Origin of the sequence: Rhizobium sp. Root491, from assembly GCF_001427205.1 — a bacterium.
GTDB lineage: Bacteria > Pseudomonadota > Alphaproteobacteria > Rhizobiales > Rhizobiaceae > Agrobacterium > Agrobacterium tumefaciens.
In genome coordinates, this window is sequence record NZ_LMFF01000019.1 from 63850 (window position 1) to 82593 (window position 18744).

Here is an 18744-nt window from a genome sequence, read left to right on the forward strand (position 1 = left end):
AGCTGCTATTGCTCCTAATAAAGACCCTTGTTCCAGCTAAAGGCCGGTTCAACATCTTTGTGGGAGAACAGGCCCTTGGAAGTCAAATGGCTCGAGGATTTCCTGGCGCTGGCCGGAACGCTCAATTTTTCGAAGGCGGCGGAAGAGCGACATGTGACGCAATCCGCTTTCAGCCGAAGGATCAAGCAGCTGGAAGCCTGGGTGGGCGCGACGCTGGTCGATCGCGCTTCCTATCCCTCACGACTGACCGAGGCCGGGGTGAAGTTCGTTCCGGTGGCGCAGGAAACCCTGAAGCAGCTTTACCACGCCCGTCGCACTCTGTTGCAGGAAGACGGCGAGGATGCCAGAACAGTGCGGCTGACGGCGCTGCACACGCTGTCTTTCACCTTCTTCCCGGACTGGCTGAAACAGGTGAACGAGAAGGCGGGACCGCTGTTTTCGGTTCTGCGGCCTGATTCCGGCAGCATGGAGGAGAACCTCAATTCGCTGGTGGACGGGCAGAGCGATTTCCTTCTGACCTACGCTCACCCCGAAGTGCCGATGCTGCTCGATGCGCAGACCTTCGAATTCCGCGTGCTTGGCGCGGAAAACATCATTCCCGTTTCCGCCCCCGCAGAGGATGGCGCACCGCTGCACAGCCTGACGGAAAGCGCGAAAAAACCCTTTGCCTATCTGGATTACGAAAAAGCATCGTTCTTCGGGCCGCTGTTGCGCGATCTCCTGAGTGCGCGCCTGCCGAAATTCGAGCGGGTGCATGAGGGCAGCATGTCGGTGGGGCTGAAAGCCATGGCGATGGCGGGATGGGGTGTTGCCTGGGTGCCGGAAAGCCTGATGCGGCACGAGCTGGATAGCGGCGCGCTGGTGCGTGCCGCCGATCACAGTTTCGATATTGCCGTGGATATCCGGCTTTATCGTTCCAAGGAGAACCGCCGTCCCGTTGTCGAGCGCATATGGGCGGTTCTCGAAGATTGATCCTGGTCAGATCGCGGTGCGGTGGGCGTTTTCGAGATAGAGCGCGCGCAGGCGTTTCACCATCGCGCCTGGTTTGCCATCACCCACCGGCTTGCCGTCGATCTTCGTCACCGAAACCACGAAGTTGGAGGCGCTGGTCAGGCAGGCTTCGTCTGCGTTCATCGCCTCTTCCAACGTGAAAGGCCGTTCTTCCAGCGTGAAACCGGCCTCCTTGGCCAGTTGCAGGGCGGCAAGGCGGGTGCAGCCGGGAAGGGTCTTGTTGCTGTTGCCGCGGGTGATGATCTTCCTGTCGCCGGTGATGATATAGGCGGTGGAGGATGCGCCTTCGGTGATGAAACCATCCTCGATCATCCACGCCTCATCGCAGCCTTCAGCCTTGGCGATGCGTTTTGCCATCACTTGCGGCAGCAGGCAGACGGTCTTGATATCACGGCGCGCCCAGCGCTGGTCGGGAACGGATTTGACCGCAATGCCGGCCTCTTCCACGGCGGTGCCGACGAGTTTTTTGGCCTGCGTGAACATCACCAGCGTCGGCTTCAAATCGGCGGAAAACAGGAAGTTGCGGTCTTCCGCGCCGCGCGTCAGTTGCAGGTAGATCATGCCTTCGACAAGGTTGTTGTCGGCAATCAGGCGACGTTCGGCCTCGACGATTTCCTTTGTTGTGACCGGCAGCAGCACGTCGATTTCGCGGGCGCTGCGTTCCAGCCGCGCCATGTGCAGGTCGCTGTCGATCAGCTTGCCTTCGAGAACGGAGGTGACTTCATAAATGCCGTCGCCGAACAGGAAGCCGCGGTCGAAGATGGAAAGGCGGGCTTCCGCCTCGGGCAGGAATTCGCCGTTGAGGTAAACGATGCGACCGGATTGGCTAGTCATGAAAACTCCGTCTGGAAAAGTCAGGCTGAAAGAAGGGTTTTAAGGGTATCGATGCAAATAGCCTCAACCGTGGAGACCTTGCCGGTTCCAGCGTTGAAGCCTGATGTTGTTGTTGCCGCGCAGAGCGAATTGAGGATCGCCTCTTCGGTCGCCTCTATCGCAGCTTCGAACAGTGGCGAGATCGCATCGTTGGAAAGCTCAGGAAAATCCGCCACGGCCTTGCGGCGTGCGGGTGTTTTGCGAAGCCGCTCGTTGGTCGAAAATGCCAGCGCGTAATCGCCGGAACCATTGCTCAGTGCCGCACCGGTGCGCGAGAGGCCGCCGAAGCTTCTGGCTGCCAAGCGCTTCAAATTGCGCGACGACAGCGGCGCATCGGTTGCGACGATGATGACGATGGAACCGTCCTTGTCCCTGTGCTCCGGGCTCACATAGGGTTTGCCGCAGACGAGAAGATGGCCGCCATAATTGGACTGCACGAGAACGCCGAGCGTATAGGCCTCCCCCGCGACGGTGACGATGCGGGATGCGGTTCCGATGCCGCCCTTCATGCCGAAAGCCACCGTGCCGGTTCCGGCTCCAACGCCGCCCTCGGCCACCGGGCCTGCGGCAGCGTTTTTCAGCGCGGCCGAAATTTCCTCGACGGTCGGGCGTCCAGCGCGGATGTCGTTGAGGCGGGAATCGTTGGTCTCTCCGACGACCGCATTGATCGACACCACTTTTTCGTTACCCGGCTGCGCCAGTGTGTGGCGGTTGATCGTCTCGATTGCCCGGCCGGTTGCAAGCGTATTGGTGAGGATGACAGGCGTTTCGAGTTCGCCGAGCTCCTCGATCTGGGTCGAGCCTGCAAACTTGCCGAAACCATTATAGACGGCGAAGGCGGCGGGCACCTTGTCCTGAAAAAGATTGCCGCCATGCGGCAGGATCGCGGTTGCGCCGGTGCGGATCGTGTCGCCTTCGATGACGGTCAAATGGCCGATCGTCACGCCTTCGACATCGGTGATGGCATTGAGCGGGCCGGTCTCGAAATGGCCGGGCGGCAAGCCGATATCGCGCAGTCTCGGGCGGGTCGTCTGATGCATCGGGCGATCACTTTTGCGGAATGCAGGCTCAAGGTGGAACAAGCGCGGCTTGCGAAAAGCTTTGCTCTGACTTGACGTTAGCCTAGTTCGCCGGGAAACGGCATCGCAAAAATGGAATAGTTTTATGCGGGCAATGGATGCGCTCAGGAGGCGCGTAGCGCCGGTCCCCGTTCACGCTCCAGCCATTGCCGCATCGCGTCTTCGGTCTCTTCGCGTGTGGGTGTGCCGATGCGGCCGCCGAAGACCGTGCATTTGAGCGCAGCGGCAACGGAGGAGAGCCGGATGGCCGCGCGGCTCTCCATGCCTTCGGCTATGGCAAGCGCAAAGGTGCCGTGGAAAATGTCGCCTGCCGCCAGCGTATCCACCGCCTTGACCTGCATCGTTTCCTGAAAATGGACAGTGGGATCGCCAGCTTCCGTCCACCAGCAGCCTGCCGGTCCGGCGGTGACGGCGATGAAGGTTTGCGGGTAGCGGGCGTGCAGCACCGGCAGCATGTCCTCTACCGTCTCAAGCCCCGTCAGCCGGGCGGCGGCGGGTTCGGAAAAAACGATGTGGGTCGCGGCGGGTGCGAGCTTTTCGAGGGTTTCGACCGGCGCGACGTCGCCGTCGAGAATGGCGTGTTTGCCGAGCGCGCGTGCCACATCAAGAACATCGAGCGCCAGTTCCGGCCAGCGCACATCCACCAGCACGGCGTCGTAAGCGGCGAGGTCCGCTGGTGTGCAGGAGCGCTTCTTCTCATGCAGCCTGTGATCATAAAAAGGCACGATCAGCCTTTCACCGCGATCATCGATAATGATCGTGGAGAGTGCCGAGCGTGCGCCGGCGGCGACTGTCATGCCTGTGGTGTCGATACCGCTTTCGGCGAGATCGCGCAGGATACGGGTGCCGGTCTCGTCGTCGCCCACCGCACCCCAAAGGCTGGCGCGCCCGCCCATGCGGTGTACCGCATAGGCTGCGCTGGATGCCATGCCCTCGGCGATCTGCAACATTTCGTAGGGCAGGACCTTGCCTTCGCCCTTTGGCATGTCATGGACGCGAAACAGGGTGTCGAGCACGGCTGCGCCCACGCACAGCACATGTTTGCGGCTCTCGTGTTGGCTGTCCATGCCCGTCACCCTATGTCTTTGTCTTACGCAATTTTACTCGGCATGCGCCTTAGATGCGCTTGCCGGTTGCCTTGTCGAAAAGGTGAACCATTTCCGGGTCGATGGCGATATGGATCGTATCGCCGAACCGCACGTCCAGCCGCTCACGGAACAGGCAGGCAATCTCGTCGCCCTTGCAGTTCAGCTTGGCATAGATTTCCGAGCCGGTGCCTTCGACCAGTTCGACCCGGCCTTCGATACCGCCGCTTGCTGCACGGATATGTTCCGGGCGCACGCCGTAGACGAGGTCGCGACCGCCCAGTGCGGCGATGTCGCTGTTGGCGGGCAGGGGAAGGCTTAAGCCCTTCACGGTGCGGAACACGCCTTCTTCGACGCGTCCACGAATGAAATTCATCGCAGGCGAACCGATGAAACCGGCAACGAAGAGGTTGGCCGGGCGGTCGTAAAGCTCGAGCGGCGCGCCGATCTGCTCGATCACGCCGTCATGCAGCACCACGATCTTGTCGGCCATGGTCATGGCTTCCACCTGGTCGTGCGTGACGTAGATGGTGGTGGTGCCGATGCGCTGGTGCATGGCCTTGATCTCGCCGCGCATCTGCACGCGCAGCTTGGCGTCGAGGTTTGACAGCGGTTCGTCAAACAGGAAGACCTGCGGATCGCGCACCAGCGCGCGTCCCATGGCTACACGCTGGCGCTGGCCGCCGGAAAGCTGGCGCGGATAACGGTCGAGCAGCTTGTCCAGCCCCAGAATGGCGGCAGCCTTGTCGACCTTGGCCTTGGTTTCGTCGGCGCTCACCTTCTTCAGCTTCAGCGCGAAGCCCATATTATCCTTCACCGTCATGTGCGGATAAAGGGCGTAGTTCTGGAAGACCATGGCGATATCGCGGTCGCGGGCAGGCAGGTTGCTCACCTCACGCGCGCCGATGTGGATTTCGCCGTCGCTGACTTCCTCAAGCCCCGCAATCATGCGCAGCAGGGTGGATTTGCCGCAGCCGGAAGGGCCGACCAGCACGACGAATTCGCCATCCTTGATATCGATATCGATGCCGTGGATGATATTGACCGCGCCGAAGCGCTTCTGGACGTTTAGAATATTGACCGGTGCCATGTTTTTGGTTCCCGTATTTTTAATTGGTTGATTCAGCCGCCCTTGACGGCGCCGGCGGTCAGGCCCGCCACGATCTGTTTCTGCGCGAACATGGTGAGCAGCAGCACCGGCAGCGTCACGATCAGCGCGGCTGCGGCAAGCGGTCCCCAGCTCACCTGTTCGAAGGAGAGCATGTTGTAGACCGCCACCGGCAGGGTGCGCGTTTCACGGCTGGCCAGCACGATGCCGAAGACGAAGTTGTTCCACGAGAAGATGACCGCCAGAATGAAGGAAACGACGATGCCGGGCTTGGCAATCGGCAACGCCACCAGCCGGAACACCTGCCAGGAGGATGCGCCATCGATGCTTGCCGCTTCTTCCAGTTCCTTCGGCGTGGTTTCGAAATAACCGATCATGATCCAGACCACGATGGGAACCGTCACCACGAGATGGATGATGATCTGCGGCCAGAGTGTGCCGAGCAGGTTCAGCCATTGGAACAGCAGGAATAGCGGAATGAGGAAGGAGAGGCCGGGCGTCATACGGGCGATCATTATGACGACAGCCGACTTTTCCGCCTTCAGCCGGGCGATGCCGTAACCGGCAGGCACGCCGATCACCAGCGCCAGAATGGTGGCCGCACCGGTGACGAGCACCGAATTCCAGAAATAGAGGAAGAAATTATTCTCCTCGAACACCTTCACATAGTTCGACCATGCGAAGCGTTCGGGGATGAGGATCGGCGGATAGGCGCCGTTGTCGATTTCATATTTCAGCGATAGCGAAATCATCCAGATGAAGAACAGGATGACAGGCGAAATCATCACCAGCGCCACGAAAAACAGGCCGATGCGGTCGAGGTTTTTACGTTTGAGCAATTGGCGAGCCATCAGCGATCCTCCATCTCGTTCCATTGCGCACGCTGGCGCACCATCAAAAGCACAAAGGACAGCGCTACGATGATGATGAAGAAGACGACGGCCATGGCCGAGCCGTAACCGATGTCGTAGTAGGAAAACGCCGTGTTGTAGAGGTAGATGTTGATGGTTTCCGAGGCCGTGCCAGGGCCGCCCTGCGTCATCGCGTAGATGATGTCGAAGCTTTTGACGGCATCGATGGAGCGGATGATGACGGCGATCATCAGGAACGGCGCGATCATCGGCATGGTCAGGTAACGAAACTTCTGCCAGGCGTTGGCGCCATCGATTTCGGCGCTCTCATAGGGTTCGCGGGGTACTGCAGCCAGCCCGCCGAGCACGATCAGCATGACGAGCGGCGTCCATTGCCAGGTTTCCACCAGCACCAGCGAGGGGATGACGGTGGACTGGTTGTAGATCCATTCCAGCGGTCCGATATGGATGAAGGACAAGAGATAGTTCAGAACGCCGAGCTGCGGGTGGAACATCATGGTCCAGACGAGCGCGATGGCGACCGGGGTCGCCATCATCGGCATCACGAACACGCCGCGCAGAAAACCGCGCAGCGGAAACTGCGCATCGAAAACCAGCGCCGCCAATGTTCCCAGAAACAGCGGAGCGACGACCGACAGCACGGTATAGATGAGGGTGTGCCAGAGCGACTCCCAGAACCTCACGTCGCTTGCGAGCCTTATATAGTTATCGAAACCGATAAAGCTCTGCTCCTGTCCGAGCGTCCAGCGATGCACGCTCATCCACAGGGTGAAGACCCACGGAAAAACGATCACCGCCGAGATGACGACAAGTGCCGGTATGACGAAAGGCCAGTAGTTGGGAGCAAGCCTTGCGGGCCTGCTCCTTTCTTTCCGGCTGACGCCTGTTTTGGTGTTTTCGATGCTCACGGAGGCCATTATCCCTCGCTACGCGCCAGAACGGGTGCGAACTGTTCCGTCGCTTTTTTCAGCTCAGCTGCCGGGTCGGCGCCGCCGATCATGTTGGTGAGGCCGACGCCGTAGATGTCGCGGAATTCCGTGACTGGAATGATGACCGGCAGGGCAAGCTGCGAGACCTTGCCGGAACCGACGACCGCATCCAGCCAGGCGGCCGGCATCTTCACGCCCTCACGCACCTTCTGGTCTTCGAGGATGGACTGGCGGAACGGAACGCCTGCACCCGCCTGCAACAGGCGCGCGCCCATGTCGTGCGAAATCGCCCATTGGCAGAAGAGGTAGGCCGCTTCCTTCTTGCTGCTGGCTTCGACGACACCAAGGCCATCGCCGAAGGTGCCGGCCGCCTGTACTGCCGGGCCCTTCGGCATGACACCGTAACCGACCTTGCCGACCACGCGGGATTTTTCCGGGTTTTCGATCGGCGGTGCAAAACCGACGCCATCAAACCACATGCCGATCTTGCCCTGAAGGAAGGCAGACTGCGCTTCGGCCCAGTTGAAGCCGGAAACGCCGGGAGGGGCGGCTTTGGTCATCAAGCGTTGATAGAGTTTCGCTGCCTCGACCGCTTCCTTGGATTCGGTGTCGACCTTTCCGTCCGCGCCGATCGGCTTTGCGCCGTAGCCCAGCATCAACGAAGTCCAGACCGGGGTGTTGGCGTTCTTCAGGCCGCGGGCGACGAAACCGTAGGTGTTGGTTGCGGGATCGGTGATCTTTTCCGCTGCCGTCACCAATTCCTCGAAGGTCTCAGGGTATTTCAGGCCCTTGGCTTCGAAGAGTTCCTTGTTCCAGTAGACGATCCAGTAATCCACCGAGAATGGCAGCGAGCGCAGCACGCCGTCGCTATCCTTGGCAAACAGCATGCCGGCTTCGGCGAAATCCTTTTCGACAAGGGACGGATCGGTCAGCGACGGGTCCTTCAGGAAGCCGCTGATATCGGCCAGCCACTTGCCCTTTTCGAACTGTCTCTTCTGCACGTGGTAGCTCAGATGAACGACGTCGAAGCTCGGCTTGCCGGAGGAAAGCTCGATTACCACCTTCTGGCGCTGCTGCTGTTCAGGTGTTGCTTCGGCATTGACCTTGATGCCGGTCAGTTCCTCGAATTCGCCCAGATATTTGATCAGCGTTTCGCTGCGCGGGCTTTTGACCAGGTTGACTTCAAGCGTGGTGCCGGCGTGTTTTTTCCAGTTCACCGCCGCCGATGCGGGGCGGATGCCGAGCACCGCGCTGCCACCGATCGCTGCCGTGCCTGCCAGAAAGGCGCGACGCGTGGGGTTGAGCAATGAATGCGTCATGTCAGTTCTCCTCCAGTTAGCCGGAAATTCTCCTCACCTCCGGCTTGTTGCTTATTTTCATGCAATTCCGGGCAGGACCTTTCTTCTGCCCTACCGGAATTGCCCTATACTGCCAGCGCCCTGTCCCTTGCGTTGCGGATATGGGCGGTCAGCCGCTCCACGGCGTCTTCGACGGATCGCTTCTCAATGGCTTCGAGAATGGCGAGGTGTTCTTTCATCACCGATTTGACATGGCCTGCGATGCGAAAGCGCTCCTGATTGATGAGGCGCATCTTGATGGAATTGACCCTGTAGGCGTTCGAGATGATCGAATTGCCGAGACTATCGATGAAGGCGTCGTGCATGCCCCAGTCCACCTGCTGCGCGTGCTGGTCCAGCTCCGGCGATTCCCCACCGTTTTCCGTCGCCTCGACGATATCGCGGTGCTGTTTTAACAGCTTGGCGATGGTCTCGTCCGAGGCCGAACGCGTAAAGAGCGCCACGGCCTCCTTCTCGAGAAAGATCCGGAACTGGAACGCCTCGCGGATGAGGTTGATGTCGATATGGGCGACCTGCAATCCCCGCTGCGGCACGGTCTTGATCAGACCTTCCGCCTCCAGCCGTGGAATTGCTTCCCGGATCGCGCCCAGCGGCAGACCCGTCAATTCCACGAGGCGGCGTTGCGAGATGAATTGCCCAGGGCGAACGTCGCGCGAGAGAAGGTGATGCGTAAAGCTTTCATACGCCCGTTCCCGCAATGTCTGTTCGCCGGTATCGTCCATGCTCAACCTTTCAAGGTCTGTTCAGGCGGCCTGTTTGCGAAACAGCGCGTCGAATGCGCCTTCGATCTGCCGCCGGCCCTCCGGTGAAATGGCAACGAGCGGCGCGCGCACATCAGACCAGATATTTTCCCCTGTCGTGTGTGATACCAGCACCTTGACGGCGGGCGTAACCGGAAATTTCAGAAGTTCCACAACAAGATCGACGATGCGCGCATCGTCCTTGCCGTCAACGGCCATGGCGCGGACTTCCTGCGTCAGGAAATTGGCAACGCCGGAGATGGCTCCCTGACCGCCCAGGCGAACGCCCTTGGCCAGATCACGCTCATCGCCGATCAGAATGGCGAGATCGCCGTGTTCTTTCAGCAGGCGCTCTGTGTGGCTCCAGTTGCCTGAGGAGTCCTTCACGCCGGTGACGATGCCCGGAAACGCTTGTCTCAGCCGCCCCACCAGTTCGACCGACAGTGTTACCATGGTCACGGAAGGGATGTTATAGACGAGAATGTCGCGCGCGCCCTTGCCGATCTTTTCGAAAACCGCCGAGAACCAGGCAAACAGGCCGTCATCGCTGACATTCTTGAAATAGGATGGTGGGGCGAGAAGAATATTGCGGGCACCTGCGTTCAGGGCCTCGGCGGATTGGTCGGCTGCATCCTCGATGGAATCCACGAGAACGCCGGTGACCAGACGGGAAGGCGCAATGCCTGCCTCGATGAAGCGGGAGAGAATGACCTGCCGTTCGCGGCTGCCGACGGAGCATCCCTCGCCGGTGGTGCCGAAGAGTGTCACGCTGTCGCAACCATTTGCAAGGCAACGGCGGGCATGCGCGATCATGGCGTCTGTATCGACGGTTCCGTCAGTTTTGAAAGGGGTCGTCAGTGCTGCCGAAAGGCCGAATTTCTGGGTCAATTAAGATGCTCCTCCAAGATGGCTGCAGATTGATGGCACACTGACATGTTAGTTGTAAAGCGGTAATTACAGAATGATTGTTCGGGAGGCTGGAGCGGGGGGAATTGGCTTCTAAAGCTGCCTCAGGATCGGTGTTGCGCCCGGTGGGGCATGGAATGTTTACACCGGTTTACGCGAATGCCATTTTTTAGCGATGCACAGGAAAAATGCTAAAATAAATTTGACTGTTTAAGTAAAGATTTTTATCAGGCAATCTGAATATGGGATAAAGGGAAGCGTCATGACCATTGTGGAGCCATCAGCGCCTGTGGAAGAGATCGAGCAGAGCCGCGTGAAGCGCCTGAGGGCTGCCACGCGTGGCGCGCATGGTGGTCTCGACACATTCATCATGGCAGCGAAGCCGTTCGAGAGCCGGGAGAACTTCGGCAAATTCGTGGAAACGCAATATCTTTTCCATCGCGACCTCGATGCGTTTTTCTCCAATGAAACGCTTGATGGCCTGCTGCCTGATCTTAAGGGTCGTCGCCGTCTCTCCATGATAGAGCAGGACCTTGCCGATCTGGGACACGCCATTCCTGAAACAAACGAGCCGCGCTTTACCAGCGAAACGCCGTTCGATCTACCTGAGGCCATGGGCTGGCTTTATGTGGTCGAAGGCTCGAATCTCGGCGCGGCTTTCCTTCTTAAAGATGCAGCCAAGCTTGGCCTCACCGAAGAATTCGGCGCGCGCCATCTGGCCGGCGCTCCGGAAGGGCGCGGCCTGCATTGGCGTACCTTTACGGCCGCGCTCGATGAAATTTCGCTGACCATCGAAGAAGAGGAGCGGGTCGTCGCCGGCGCCGAAGCCGCCTTCAGGGCCGTGCATGCCTACGCGCAGCAACGCCTCGGTTGAGGTTTTGGCATAGCTTGTCGCTGGTTGTCTTCACAGCGCTTGAAATGCCTCGTTGCACATTCGTGCTCACCTCGTCTTAGCATCCTCACGCCATCACCCCGGGCTTGGTCCGGGGTCTAGTGCGATCAAGTGTTTGATCGCGCGGGGCTCTATTGGCGGCGCGGACGGGCCGCGGCTGGATACAGGATCAAGTCCGGCGTGACGGAGGAGTGGTTTTCGGCTGTCGTGCAACGCTTCAGAACCATTGTGAGAGCCGCTCATTTCCCGCACATTGCGTTCGATATTTGCCGAATAAACAGGCATATTAATTTACCAAATGATAAAATTTTTATCTTTTGGTAAAAAGAAATTAGCCTCCAAAAAATTATCCAATTGATAAAATTATTTTTTTTCGTCTGGCACGGAACCTGCTACTCTTTCTTCAAATCAGGAAAACGCCTGATGCCAAAAAAGGGAACAGCAAGATGGAAGTTGGTGTTTTTATACCGATCGGGAATAATGGGTGGCTCCTTTCCGAGAACGCGCCGCAATACAAGCCAAGCTTCGACCTGAACAAGGAAATCACGCTGAAGGCGGAAAAGTACGGCTTCGATTTCGCGCTGTCGATGATCAAGCTGCGCGGCTTTGGCGGCAAGACCGAGTTCTGGGATTATAATCTGGAATCCTTCACCCTGATGGCGGGCCTCGCCGCCGTGACCTCCAAGATCAAGCTGTTCGGCACCGCCGCCACGCTTGTCATGCCGCCGGCCATCGTTGCGCGCATGGCGACGACGATCGATTCCATTTCCGGCGGGCGTTTCGGCATCAACCTTATTACCGGCTGGCAGCGTCCTGAATACAGCCAGATGGGCCTTTGGCCGGGCGACGATTATTTCGGTGATCGCTATGAATATCTCGGCGAATATACCTCCGTGCTGAAAGAGTTGCTGACGGAAGGACAGTCGGACTTCAAGGGCAAGTTCTTTCAGATGGATGATTGCCGCATGAAGCCGGTGCCGCAGGGGGATGTGAAGCTCATCTGCGCCGGTTCCTCCAATTCCGGCATGGCGTTCTCTGCCAAATTCGCCGATTACAGCTTCTGCTTCGGCGTCGGCGTCAATACGCCAAAGGCTTTTGCACCCACCAATGAGCGACTTCTGGCGGCAACGGAAAAGTCGGGTCGCGAGGTTAAATCCGTCGTGCTGACCATGATCCTTGCGGAAGAAAAATCCGAGGATGCCTGGGCGAAGTGGGAGCATTACAAGGCGGGCGCGGATGAAGACGCGATCAAGTGGCTCGGCCTGCAGAGTTCTGTCGACACCAAGTCCGGCTCCGACACCAATGTCCGGCACATGTCCAATCCCGTCTCGGCGGTCAACATCAACATGGGAACGCTGATTGGCTCCTATGAGGAAGTAGCGGCGATGCTGGATGAAATGAGCGACGTGCCGGGAACGGGTGGCGTGATGCTGACCTTTGACGATTTTCTCGAAGGCGTCGAAAAATTCGGCAAATATGTACAGCCGCTGATGAAGAGCCGCCAGCATGTGCTGGCCGAACTGGAGGCAGCGGAATGAGTGAAGCCGTCGTGGCGGGTTACAAGGGGCCGGAAAGCCGTTCGGAAAGTGTGACGCTTCCCGCAAGGCCGGAGCCGATTACCCTCAAGCCCAGCGAGACCGCCGTTGTCGTGGTCGACATGCAGAACGCCTATTCGACCGAGGGCGGTTACGTCGATCTTGCCGGGTTCGATATTTCCGGCGCCAAGGGCACCATCGCCAACATCAAGAAGACGCTGGATGCAGCGCGGGCGGCAGGTGTTCAGGTCATCTATTTCCAGAATGGCTGGGACAAGGATTATGTCGAGGCCGGTGGGCCGGGTTCGCCCAACTGGCACAAGTCCAACGCGCTGAAGACGATGCGCAAAAGGCCGGAATTGCAGGGCCAGCTGTTGGCCAAGGGCACATGGGACTATGCCATCGTTGACGAGTTGCAGCCCCAGCCCGGCGATATCTTGGTGCCGAAGACGCGTTACAGCGGTTTCTTTAACACCAATATGGACAGCGTCCTGCGTGCCCGCGGCATCCGCAATCTGGTGTTCGTCGGCGTCGCCACGAATGTCTGCGTCGAAAGCTCGCTGCGCGACGCTTTCCATCTCGAATATTTCGGGGTGATGCTGGAGGATGCTACGCACCATCTGGGCCCGGACTATATCCAGCAGGCGACTGTCTACAATGTCGAGAAATTTTTCGGCTGGGTGGCGACCGTCAATGATTTCTGCGGCGTCATCTCGCAGGCCGCACCCGTCAGGGATTGATCCCCAAACACAAAGAGGAGAATGAAATGCCGAAGAAGATCGTCGTGCCTGCCGGTACAAGCAAACCCATCGCCCCTTTTTCGCCGGGAACCCTTGCCGATGGCGTGGTTTACGTTTCCGGTACGCTGCCATTCGACAAGGACAATAATGTCGTGCATGTGGGCGATGCCAGCGCCCAGACACGCCATGTTCTGGAAACCATCAAATCTGTTATTGAGACCGCCGGCGGCACCATGGAGGACGTGACGATGAACCACATCTTCATCACCGACTGGGCGAATTACCAAGCCGTGAACACGGTCTATGCCGAATATTTCCCCGGCGACAAGCCCGCGCGTTATTGCATCCAGTGCGGCCTCGTAAAGCCTGATGCACTGGTGGAAATCGCCACCGTCGCACATATCGGCAAGTAAGGCGAAACGGCAAAATGATGCATTTCGAGGTTCATGGCCGGGCCGAGCCTGAGGCGCCCACTATCCTGCTGTCATCGGGACTGGGTGGATCGGGCGCCTATTGGGCGCCGCAGATCGAGGCCCTTTCCAGCCATTTCCGGATCGTTACCTATGACCATCGCGGAACTGGCCGGACCGGCGGCGAGGTGCCGGCAGATGGCGGCATATCGGCGATGGCCGATGATGTGCTGGAGATCGTCTCGGCGCTGAACCTCGAAAAATTTCACTTCATGGGCCATGCGCTTGGCGGTCTGATCGGACTCGATATCGCGCTTCGCAAGCCCGGCCTCATCGAAGGGCTTGTTCTTATCAATGCCTGGAGTAAGGCCGATCCGCATTCCGGGCGCTGCTTCGATGTGCGGATCGAGCTTCTGGAAAAATCCGGTGTCGAGGCTTTCGTGAAAGCCCAGCCGCTGTTTCTTTATCCGGCGGCCTGGATGTCAGAGCATCAGGAGCGGCTGGCACGTGACGATGCGCATGGCGTCGCGCATTTTCAGGGCAGGGCGAATGTGCTTCGGCGCATCGCGGCGCTCCGGGCCTTTGATATCGACGCGCGCCTCGGCGAGATCGGCAATCCGGTTCTGGTAGTGGCAACCAAGGACGATCTTCTGGTGCCCTATACCCGGTCGCTGCGTCTTGCGGAAGGTTTGCCGCAAAGCGAGCTTTGCCTTCTCGATTTCGGAGCGCATGCGGTCAATATCACCGATTCTGACCTTTTCAACGCGCGGCTTTTGCAGTTTCTGCTACCGGCAACACAAACATTCTGACGGGATTTGAGAGTAAAATGACGAGAGCATTGGACGACGCTGCATTGGCAACACTTTTCACCGAGGCACGCACCCACAATGGCTGGACGGACAAGCCGATCGGGGATGAGACGCTGACAGCGCTTTATGACCTGACGAAGATGGGGCCGACCTCGGCCAATTGCTCGCCGGCGCGTTTCGTTTTCGTGCGCAGCCCGGAAGCCAAGGAAAAATTGAGGCCGGCGCTTTCTTCGGGCAATCTGGAAAAGACCATGGCAGCACCCGTCACGGTCATCGCTGCCATCGACAGCGAATTTTACGAGAAGCTACCGGTGCTGTTTCCCCATGCCGATGCGCGTTCCTGGTTCACCTCCAGTGCGGCGATGGCCGAGGAAACGGCATTCCGCAATGCCACGCTGCAAGCCGGTTATCTCATCCTTGCCGCCCGCGCGCTCGGGCTTGATACCGGAGCCATGTCCGGTTTCGACAAGGGAAAGGTGGATGCGGAATTTTTTGCGGGTACGACGTGGAAATCCAATTTCCTCATCAATCTTGGTTACGGCGATCCGTCGAAGCTGTTCGGCCGCCTGCCGCGACTTGCGTTCGAAGACGCCTGTGTTCTGGCTTGAGGGCCTGTTAAGGAAGGATGGTTTAGATGCGGATGATGTCTCTTGAAAAGGAAGCGGAAATGGAGACGAAGACTGCACAGGAACGCAGCCTCGATTATAGAAATGCCATGGCGCGGCTCGGTGCGGCAGTCAACATCGTCACCACGGACGGTGCGGCAGGCCGTGCGGGATTTGCAGCGACGGCCGTTTGCAGCGTTTCCGACAATCCGCCCACGCTTCTCGTCTGCCTCAACCGCGGCTCTTCCGCTTATAATGTGGTGAAGGGCAATGGCGTCATCTGCGTCAACACGCTTGCTTCCAAGCACGAGGTACTAAGCACCCTGTTCGGCGGCAAGACACCGGCGGAAGAACGTTTCGCTGCCGGAAGCTGGGGCGTGCTCGAAACCGGCGCTCCAGTTCTGGAAGACGCACTGGTCTCCTTCGATTGCCGCATTCGCGAGGCACATGATGGCGGCACGCACGATATCCTGATCTGCGATGTCGTCGATATGAAGATCAATGAGGGCGACGAAGCACTGATGTATTTCAACCGGCGTTACCGGGTGCTTTGAGAGCGGTCTCTGGGGCCGGTTTACCCTTAACTCACGATCAGCTATTTGCGCGCCGTCATCCTCGGGCTTGTCCCGAGAATCTGCAACCGGGACAAGCCCGAGGATGACGGCGGAGCTTTCTTTTCACGTCAGTAAGAAGGGCGTTTCCGGTCTCCCGGAAACGCCCTTTTTCATCACTTGATCAGCGGCAAAAGATCGTTGATCGACTTCTTCGCATCGCCGTAGAACATGCGGGTGTTGTCCTTGTAGAACAGCGGGTTCTCGATGCCGGAGTAACCCGTGCCCTGGCCACGCTTGGAAACGATGACCAGTTTGGATTTCCATACTTCCAGAACCGGCATGCCGGCGATGGGCGAGTTGGGATCGTCCTGTGCCGCCGGGTTGACGATGTCGTTGGAGCCGATGACGATGACGACGTCGGTATTGGGGAAATCGTCGTTGATCTCGTCCATTTCCAGCACGATGTCGTAGGGCACCTTTGCTTCGGCGAGCAGCACGTTCATGTGGCCGGGAAGACGACCCGCAACCGGGTGGATGGCGAAACGCACGGTCTTGCCGTCGGCGCGCAGCTTGCGGGTCAGTTCGGAAACGGCCTGTTGTGCCTGTGCCACCGCCATGCCGTAACCGGGCACGATGATGACGCTGTCAGCGTCGTTCAGCGCTGATGCCACGCCTTCGGCATCGATTGCCACCTGCTCGCCCTCGATTTCCATCGCCGGACCCGTCGTGCCGCCGAAGCCGCCGAGGATGACCGATATGAAGGAGCGGTTCATGGCCTTGCACATGATGTAGGACAGGATCGCACCCGAGGAGCCGACAAGCGCACCGGTAACGATCAGGAGATCGTTGCCGAGCGTGAAGCCGATGGCGGCCGCCGCCCAGCCGGAATAGCTGTTCAGCATCGAGACGACGACAGGCATGTCTGCACCGCCGATACCCATGATCAGGTGATAGCCGATGAAGAAGGCGGCAAGCGTCATCAGCACCAGCGTCCATGCACCAGCACCGTTGCAATACATGATGAGCAGGACGAGCGACAGGATCGCGGCACCGGCATTGAGGACGTGTCCGCCCGGAAGCTTCTTCGCCTTGCCGTCCACCTTGCCGGCAAGCTTGCCGAAGGCGACGACGGAACCGGTGAAGGTGACGGCGCCGATGAAGACGCCGAGGAAGACCTCGACCTTCATGATTGCCAGTTCTACCGGCGTCTTATGGGCGAGGAGGGCGGAAAAGCCTGTCAACAGGGAACGCGCCGTCTCATCGAGCGAGGCGACATGCGCTTCCTCGATATGGGCGTTGAAGCCGATGAAGACGGCGGCCAGACCGACAAAGGAGTGAAGTGCTGCAACAAGCTGCGGCATCTCGGTCATCTGCACGCGGTTTGCGACGAAGTAGCCGAGAACGGCGCCACCCGCCAGCATCAGAAGTACGATGAACCAGTTGCCGACATCAGGTCCGAAGACCGTGGCGACAATGGCAAGACCCATGCCTGTTATGCCGTACCAGACGGCGCGCTTGGCGCTTTCCTGCCCGGAAAGACCACCGAGGGAGAGGATGAATAGAACGGCTGCGGCAACATAGGCCGCGGAAACGATACCAATGGTCATTATGTGTCCCCTACACGGCTCAGGACTTCTGGAACATGGCGAGCATGCGCCGTGTCACAAGGAAACCGCCGACGATGTTGATCGTCGCGATCAGGACGGAAAGTGAGGCAAGGATCACCACCAGCCAGTTGCCGGAACCGATCTGCAGCAGCGCGCCGATAATGACGATGCCGGAAATCGCGTTCGTCACGGCCATCAGCGGCGTGTGCAGCGAGTGGCTGACATTCCAGATGACGGAGAAGCCGATAAAGCAGGCGAGCACGAAGACGATGAAATGGCTCATGAAGCTTGCCGGTGCGTAAAGGCCGACGAGAAGCAGGGCCGCCGTACCGATGACGAGCAGACCGACCTGGCTTTTCGTCTGCGCCTTGAACTCGGCCCGTTCCTTGGCGTGCTTTTCCTCAGGCGTAAGCTCTTTTGCTCGTTCCTTGGGTTTCTGCGCGGCGATGGCCTGGATCTTCGGTGGCGGTGGCGGAAAGGTGATGTTGCCCTGATAGGTGACGGTCGCACCGCGGATGACGTCGTCTTCCATGTTGTGAACGACCTTGCCGTCCTTTGCGGGCGTCAGATCGGTCATCATGTGACGGATGTTGGTGGAATAGAGCGTTGAGGCCTGCGTGGCCATGCGGCTCGGGAAATCCGTGTAGCCAATGACGATGACGCCATTGTCCGAGACGACGCGCTGGTCGGGCACCGTGAGATCGCAATTGCCGCCGCGCTCGGCGGCGAGGTCGATGATGACCGAACCCGGCTTCATTGCCGCCACCATGTCGGCCAGCCACAGCTTCGGGGCGTCACGGCCGGGGATCAGCGCCGTGGTGATGACGATATCGATCTGCGGTGCCAGCTCGCGGAATTTCTCAAGCTGCTTTTCGCGGAATTCCGGCGAGGAGGGGGCGGCGTAACCGCCGGTCGCTGCGCCATCCTGGCTCTGGTCGGCGAAATCGAGATAGACGAATTCGGCGCCCATGGATTCGATCTGTTCGGCCACTTCCGGGCGCACGTCGAAGGCATAGGTAATGGCGCCAAGCGAGGTTGCCGTGCCGATGGCGGCAAGACCGGCAACGCCGGCACCTATGACCAGCACCTTGGCGGGCGGCACCTTGCCGGCGGCGGTTACCTGGCCGGTGAAGAAGCGGCCGAAATTATTGCCGGCCTCGATGACGGCGCGATAGCCGGCGATGTTGGCCATGGAGGACAGCGCGTCCATTTTCTGGGCGCGGGAAATGCGCGGCACCATGTCCATGGCGATGACATTTGCGCCCTTTTCCTTCGCCTGCTCCAGAAGGTCCTTGTTCTGTGCGGGATAGAAGAACGAGATCAGCGTCTTGTCCGAAGACAGGCGATCAATCTCCGACGTTTCCGGCGGACGAACCTTGGCGATGATGTCGGCACCGGTATAAAGCGCATCGGCGCTATCGACGATGGTGACACCGGCTGCGCGATAGGCGTCGTCGGAAAATCCCGCCGCCTTGCCCGCGCCTGTTTCGAGGATGCAATCATATCCGAGTTTCTGCAGGCCTTGCGCGCTGTCGGGCGTCATGCCGACGCGCGCCTCGCCATCATATAATTCCTTAGGCGTCCCGATTTTCAAAATGGCTCTCCCTTTTCCGCACGATAGGGCGTCATAG

Annotated in this window: 19 protein-coding genes; 8 read left to right on the forward strand and 11 right to left on the reverse strand. The window is 59.1% G+C overall.

Translation table 11 applies throughout. The features are described from left to right. Nucleotides 1–75 precede the first annotated feature (75 nt). The gene (locus ASD46_RS24455) at nt 76–972 is read left to right on the forward strand and encodes a LysR substrate-binding domain-containing protein (RefSeq protein WP_025594412.1); all 897 of its coding nucleotides are present in this window, start codon (nt 76–78) and stop codon (nt 970–972) included. A gap of 6 nt (nt 973–978) precedes the next feature. Here the strand turns inward: ASD46_RS24455 and ASD46_RS24460 are convergent, their stop codons facing one another. From ASD46_RS24460 to ASD46_RS24500, 9 genes are all read right to left on the reverse strand, one after another. After that, nucleotides 979–1845 carry a D-amino-acid transaminase gene (locus ASD46_RS24460; protein WP_025594410.1) on the reverse strand — a complete coding sequence of 289 codons (867 nt, stop codon included), beginning with the start codon at nt 1843–1845 and terminating at the stop codon, nt 979–981. A 20-nt stretch (nt 1846–1865) separates the two neighbouring features. Next, complete coding sequence (locus ASD46_RS24465; RefSeq protein WP_060642911.1) at nt 1866–2924, reverse strand: P1 family peptidase; 1059 nt, start codon at nt 2922–2924, stop codon at nt 1866–1868. 143 nt (nt 2925–3067) lie between these two features. Next, nucleotides 3068–4030 (reverse strand): sugar kinase, encoded by a 963-nt coding sequence (locus ASD46_RS24470; RefSeq protein WP_025594406.1) that lies wholly within the window; start codon nt 4028–4030, stop codon nt 3068–3070. A gap of 49 nt (nt 4031–4079) precedes the next feature. Then, complete coding sequence (locus ASD46_RS24475) at nt 4080–5138, reverse strand: ABC transporter ATP-binding protein (RefSeq protein ID WP_013636780.1); 1059 nt, start codon at nt 5136–5138, stop codon at nt 4080–4082. A 32-nt stretch (nt 5139–5170) separates the two neighbouring features. Continuing rightward, complete coding sequence (locus tag ASD46_RS24480) at nt 5171–6007, reverse strand: carbohydrate ABC transporter permease (protein ID WP_003504003.1); 837 nt, start codon at nt 6005–6007, stop codon at nt 5171–5173. Next, nucleotides 6007–6945, reverse strand: a complete 939-nt coding sequence (locus tag ASD46_RS24485; protein ID WP_019565060.1) for a carbohydrate ABC transporter permease — start codon at nt 6943–6945, stop codon at nt 6007–6009. Before ASD46_RS24485 ends, ASD46_RS24480 begins: the two co-directional genes overlap by 1 nt. Further along, nucleotides 6945–8276 (reverse strand): ABC transporter substrate-binding protein, encoded by a 1332-nt coding sequence (locus tag ASD46_RS24490; RefSeq protein ID WP_003514099.1) that lies wholly within the window; start codon nt 8274–8276, stop codon nt 6945–6947. Before ASD46_RS24490 ends, ASD46_RS24485 begins: the two co-directional genes overlap by 1 nt. 104 nt (nt 8277–8380) lie before the next feature. After that, nucleotides 8381–9037 carry a GntR family transcriptional regulator gene (locus tag ASD46_RS24495; protein ID WP_003504009.1) on the reverse strand — a complete coding sequence of 219 codons (657 nt, stop codon included), beginning with the start codon at nt 9035–9037 and terminating at the stop codon, nt 8381–8383. A gap of 21 nt (nt 9038–9058) precedes the next feature. Then, on the reverse strand, nt 9059–9943 hold the full coding sequence (locus tag ASD46_RS24500) for a dihydrodipicolinate synthase family protein (protein ID WP_003504010.1): 885 nt from the start codon (nt 9941–9943) through the stop codon (nt 9059–9061). A 280-nt stretch (nt 9944–10223) separates the two neighbouring features. Here ASD46_RS24500 and ASD46_RS24505 point away from each other — a divergent pair, with 280 nt between their 5' ends. The 7 genes from ASD46_RS24505 to rutF all read left to right on the forward strand — a co-directional run bounded on the left by ASD46_RS24505 (nt 10224) and on the right by rutF (nt 15506). After that, nucleotides 10224–10835, forward strand: a complete 612-nt coding sequence (locus tag ASD46_RS24505) for a biliverdin-producing heme oxygenase (protein ID WP_003514096.1) — start codon at nt 10224–10226, stop codon at nt 10833–10835. A gap of 464 nt (nt 10836–11299) precedes the next feature. Next, on the forward strand, nt 11300–12391 hold the full coding sequence (rutA, locus tag ASD46_RS24510) for a pyrimidine utilization protein A (protein ID WP_025594402.1): 1092 nt from the start codon (nt 11300–11302) through the stop codon (nt 12389–12391). Continuing rightward, on the forward strand, nt 12388–13128 hold the full coding sequence (gene rutB / locus ASD46_RS24515; RefSeq protein WP_025594401.1) for a pyrimidine utilization protein B: 741 nt from the start codon (nt 12388–12390) through the stop codon (nt 13126–13128). Before rutA ends, rutB begins: the two co-directional genes overlap by 4 nt. 26 nt (nt 13129–13154) lie before the next feature. Then, complete coding sequence (gene rutC / locus ASD46_RS24520) at nt 13155–13541, forward strand: pyrimidine utilization protein C (RefSeq protein WP_003492069.1); 387 nt, start codon at nt 13155–13157, stop codon at nt 13539–13541. Nucleotides 13542–13555: 14 nt separating this feature from the next. Next, nucleotides 13556–14347 (forward strand): pyrimidine utilization protein D, encoded by a 792-nt coding sequence (gene rutD, locus ASD46_RS24525; protein WP_025594399.1) that lies wholly within the window; start codon nt 13556–13558, stop codon nt 14345–14347. 17 nt (nt 14348–14364) lie between these two features. Beyond that, on the forward strand, nt 14365–14955 hold the full coding sequence (locus ASD46_RS24530) for a malonic semialdehyde reductase (RefSeq protein ID WP_025594398.1): 591 nt from the start codon (nt 14365–14367) through the stop codon (nt 14953–14955). A gap of 26 nt (nt 14956–14981) precedes the next feature. Then, complete coding sequence (gene rutF / locus ASD46_RS24535) at nt 14982–15506, forward strand: NADH-dependent FMN reductase RutF (RefSeq protein WP_013636774.1); 525 nt, start codon at nt 14982–14984, stop codon at nt 15504–15506. A 173-nt stretch (nt 15507–15679) separates the two neighbouring features. Here the strand turns inward: rutF and ASD46_RS24540 are convergent, their stop codons facing one another. Together ASD46_RS24540 and ASD46_RS24545 are read right to left on the reverse strand one after the other, a co-directional pair. Further along, nucleotides 15680–17113, reverse strand: coding sequence for an NAD(P)(+) transhydrogenase (Re/Si-specific) subunit beta (locus tag ASD46_RS24540; RefSeq protein WP_003514086.1), 1434 nt, complete (start codon nt 17111–17113; stop codon nt 15680–15682). Between the two features lie 19 nt (nt 17114–17132). Then, nucleotides 17133–18707, reverse strand: a complete 1575-nt coding sequence (locus ASD46_RS24545) for a Re/Si-specific NAD(P)(+) transhydrogenase subunit alpha (protein WP_025594396.1) — start codon at nt 18705–18707, stop codon at nt 17133–17135. Between the last annotated feature and the right edge of the window lie 37 nt (nt 18708–18744).

Coding starts and splice junctions, on each gene's coding strand:
- ASD46_RS24460 (WP_025594410.1), bottom strand. CDS start 1,845: ATGACTAGCCAATCCGGTCGCATCGTTTACCTCAACGGCGAATTCCTG.
- ASD46_RS24465 (WP_060642911.1), bottom strand. CDS start 2,924: ATGCATCAGACGACCCGCCCGAGACTGCGCGATATCGGCTTGCCGCCC.
- ASD46_RS24470 (WP_025594406.1), bottom strand. CDS start 4,030: ATGGACAGCCAACACGAGAGCCGCAAACATGTGCTGTGCGTGGGCGCA.
- ASD46_RS24475 (WP_013636780.1), bottom strand. CDS start 5,138: ATGGCACCGGTCAATATTCTAAACGTCCAGAAGCGCTTCGGCGCGGTC.
- ASD46_RS24480 (WP_003504003.1), bottom strand. CDS start 6,007: ATGGCTCGCCAATTGCTCAAACGTAAAAACCTCGACCGCATCGGCCTG.
- ASD46_RS24485 (WP_019565060.1), bottom strand. CDS start 6,945: ATGGCCTCCGTGAGCATCGAAAACACCAAAACAGGCGTCAGCCGGAAA.
- ASD46_RS24490 (WP_003514099.1), bottom strand. CDS start 8,276: ATGACGCATTCATTGCTCAACCCCACGCGTCGCGCCTTTCTGGCAGGC.
- ASD46_RS24495 (WP_003504009.1), bottom strand. CDS start 9,037: ATGGACGATACCGGCGAACAGACATTGCGGGAACGGGCGTATGAAAGC.
- ASD46_RS24505 (WP_003514096.1), top strand. CDS start 10,224: ATGACCATTGTGGAGCCATCAGCGCCTGTGGAAGAGATCGAGCAGAGC.
- rutA (WP_025594402.1), top strand. CDS start 11,300: ATGGAAGTTGGTGTTTTTATACCGATCGGGAATAATGGGTGGCTCCTT.
- rutB (WP_025594401.1), top strand. CDS start 12,388: ATGAGTGAAGCCGTCGTGGCGGGTTACAAGGGGCCGGAAAGCCGTTCG.
- rutC (WP_003492069.1), top strand. CDS start 13,155: ATGCCGAAGAAGATCGTCGTGCCTGCCGGTACAAGCAAACCCATCGCC.
- rutD (WP_025594399.1), top strand. CDS start 13,556: ATGATGCATTTCGAGGTTCATGGCCGGGCCGAGCCTGAGGCGCCCACT.
- ASD46_RS24530 (WP_025594398.1), top strand. CDS start 14,365: ATGACGAGAGCATTGGACGACGCTGCATTGGCAACACTTTTCACCGAG.
- rutF (WP_013636774.1), top strand. CDS start 14,982: ATGCGGATGATGTCTCTTGAAAAGGAAGCGGAAATGGAGACGAAGACT.
- ASD46_RS24540 (WP_003514086.1), bottom strand. CDS start 17,113: ATGACCATTGGTATCGTTTCCGCGGCCTATGTTGCCGCAGCCGTTCTA.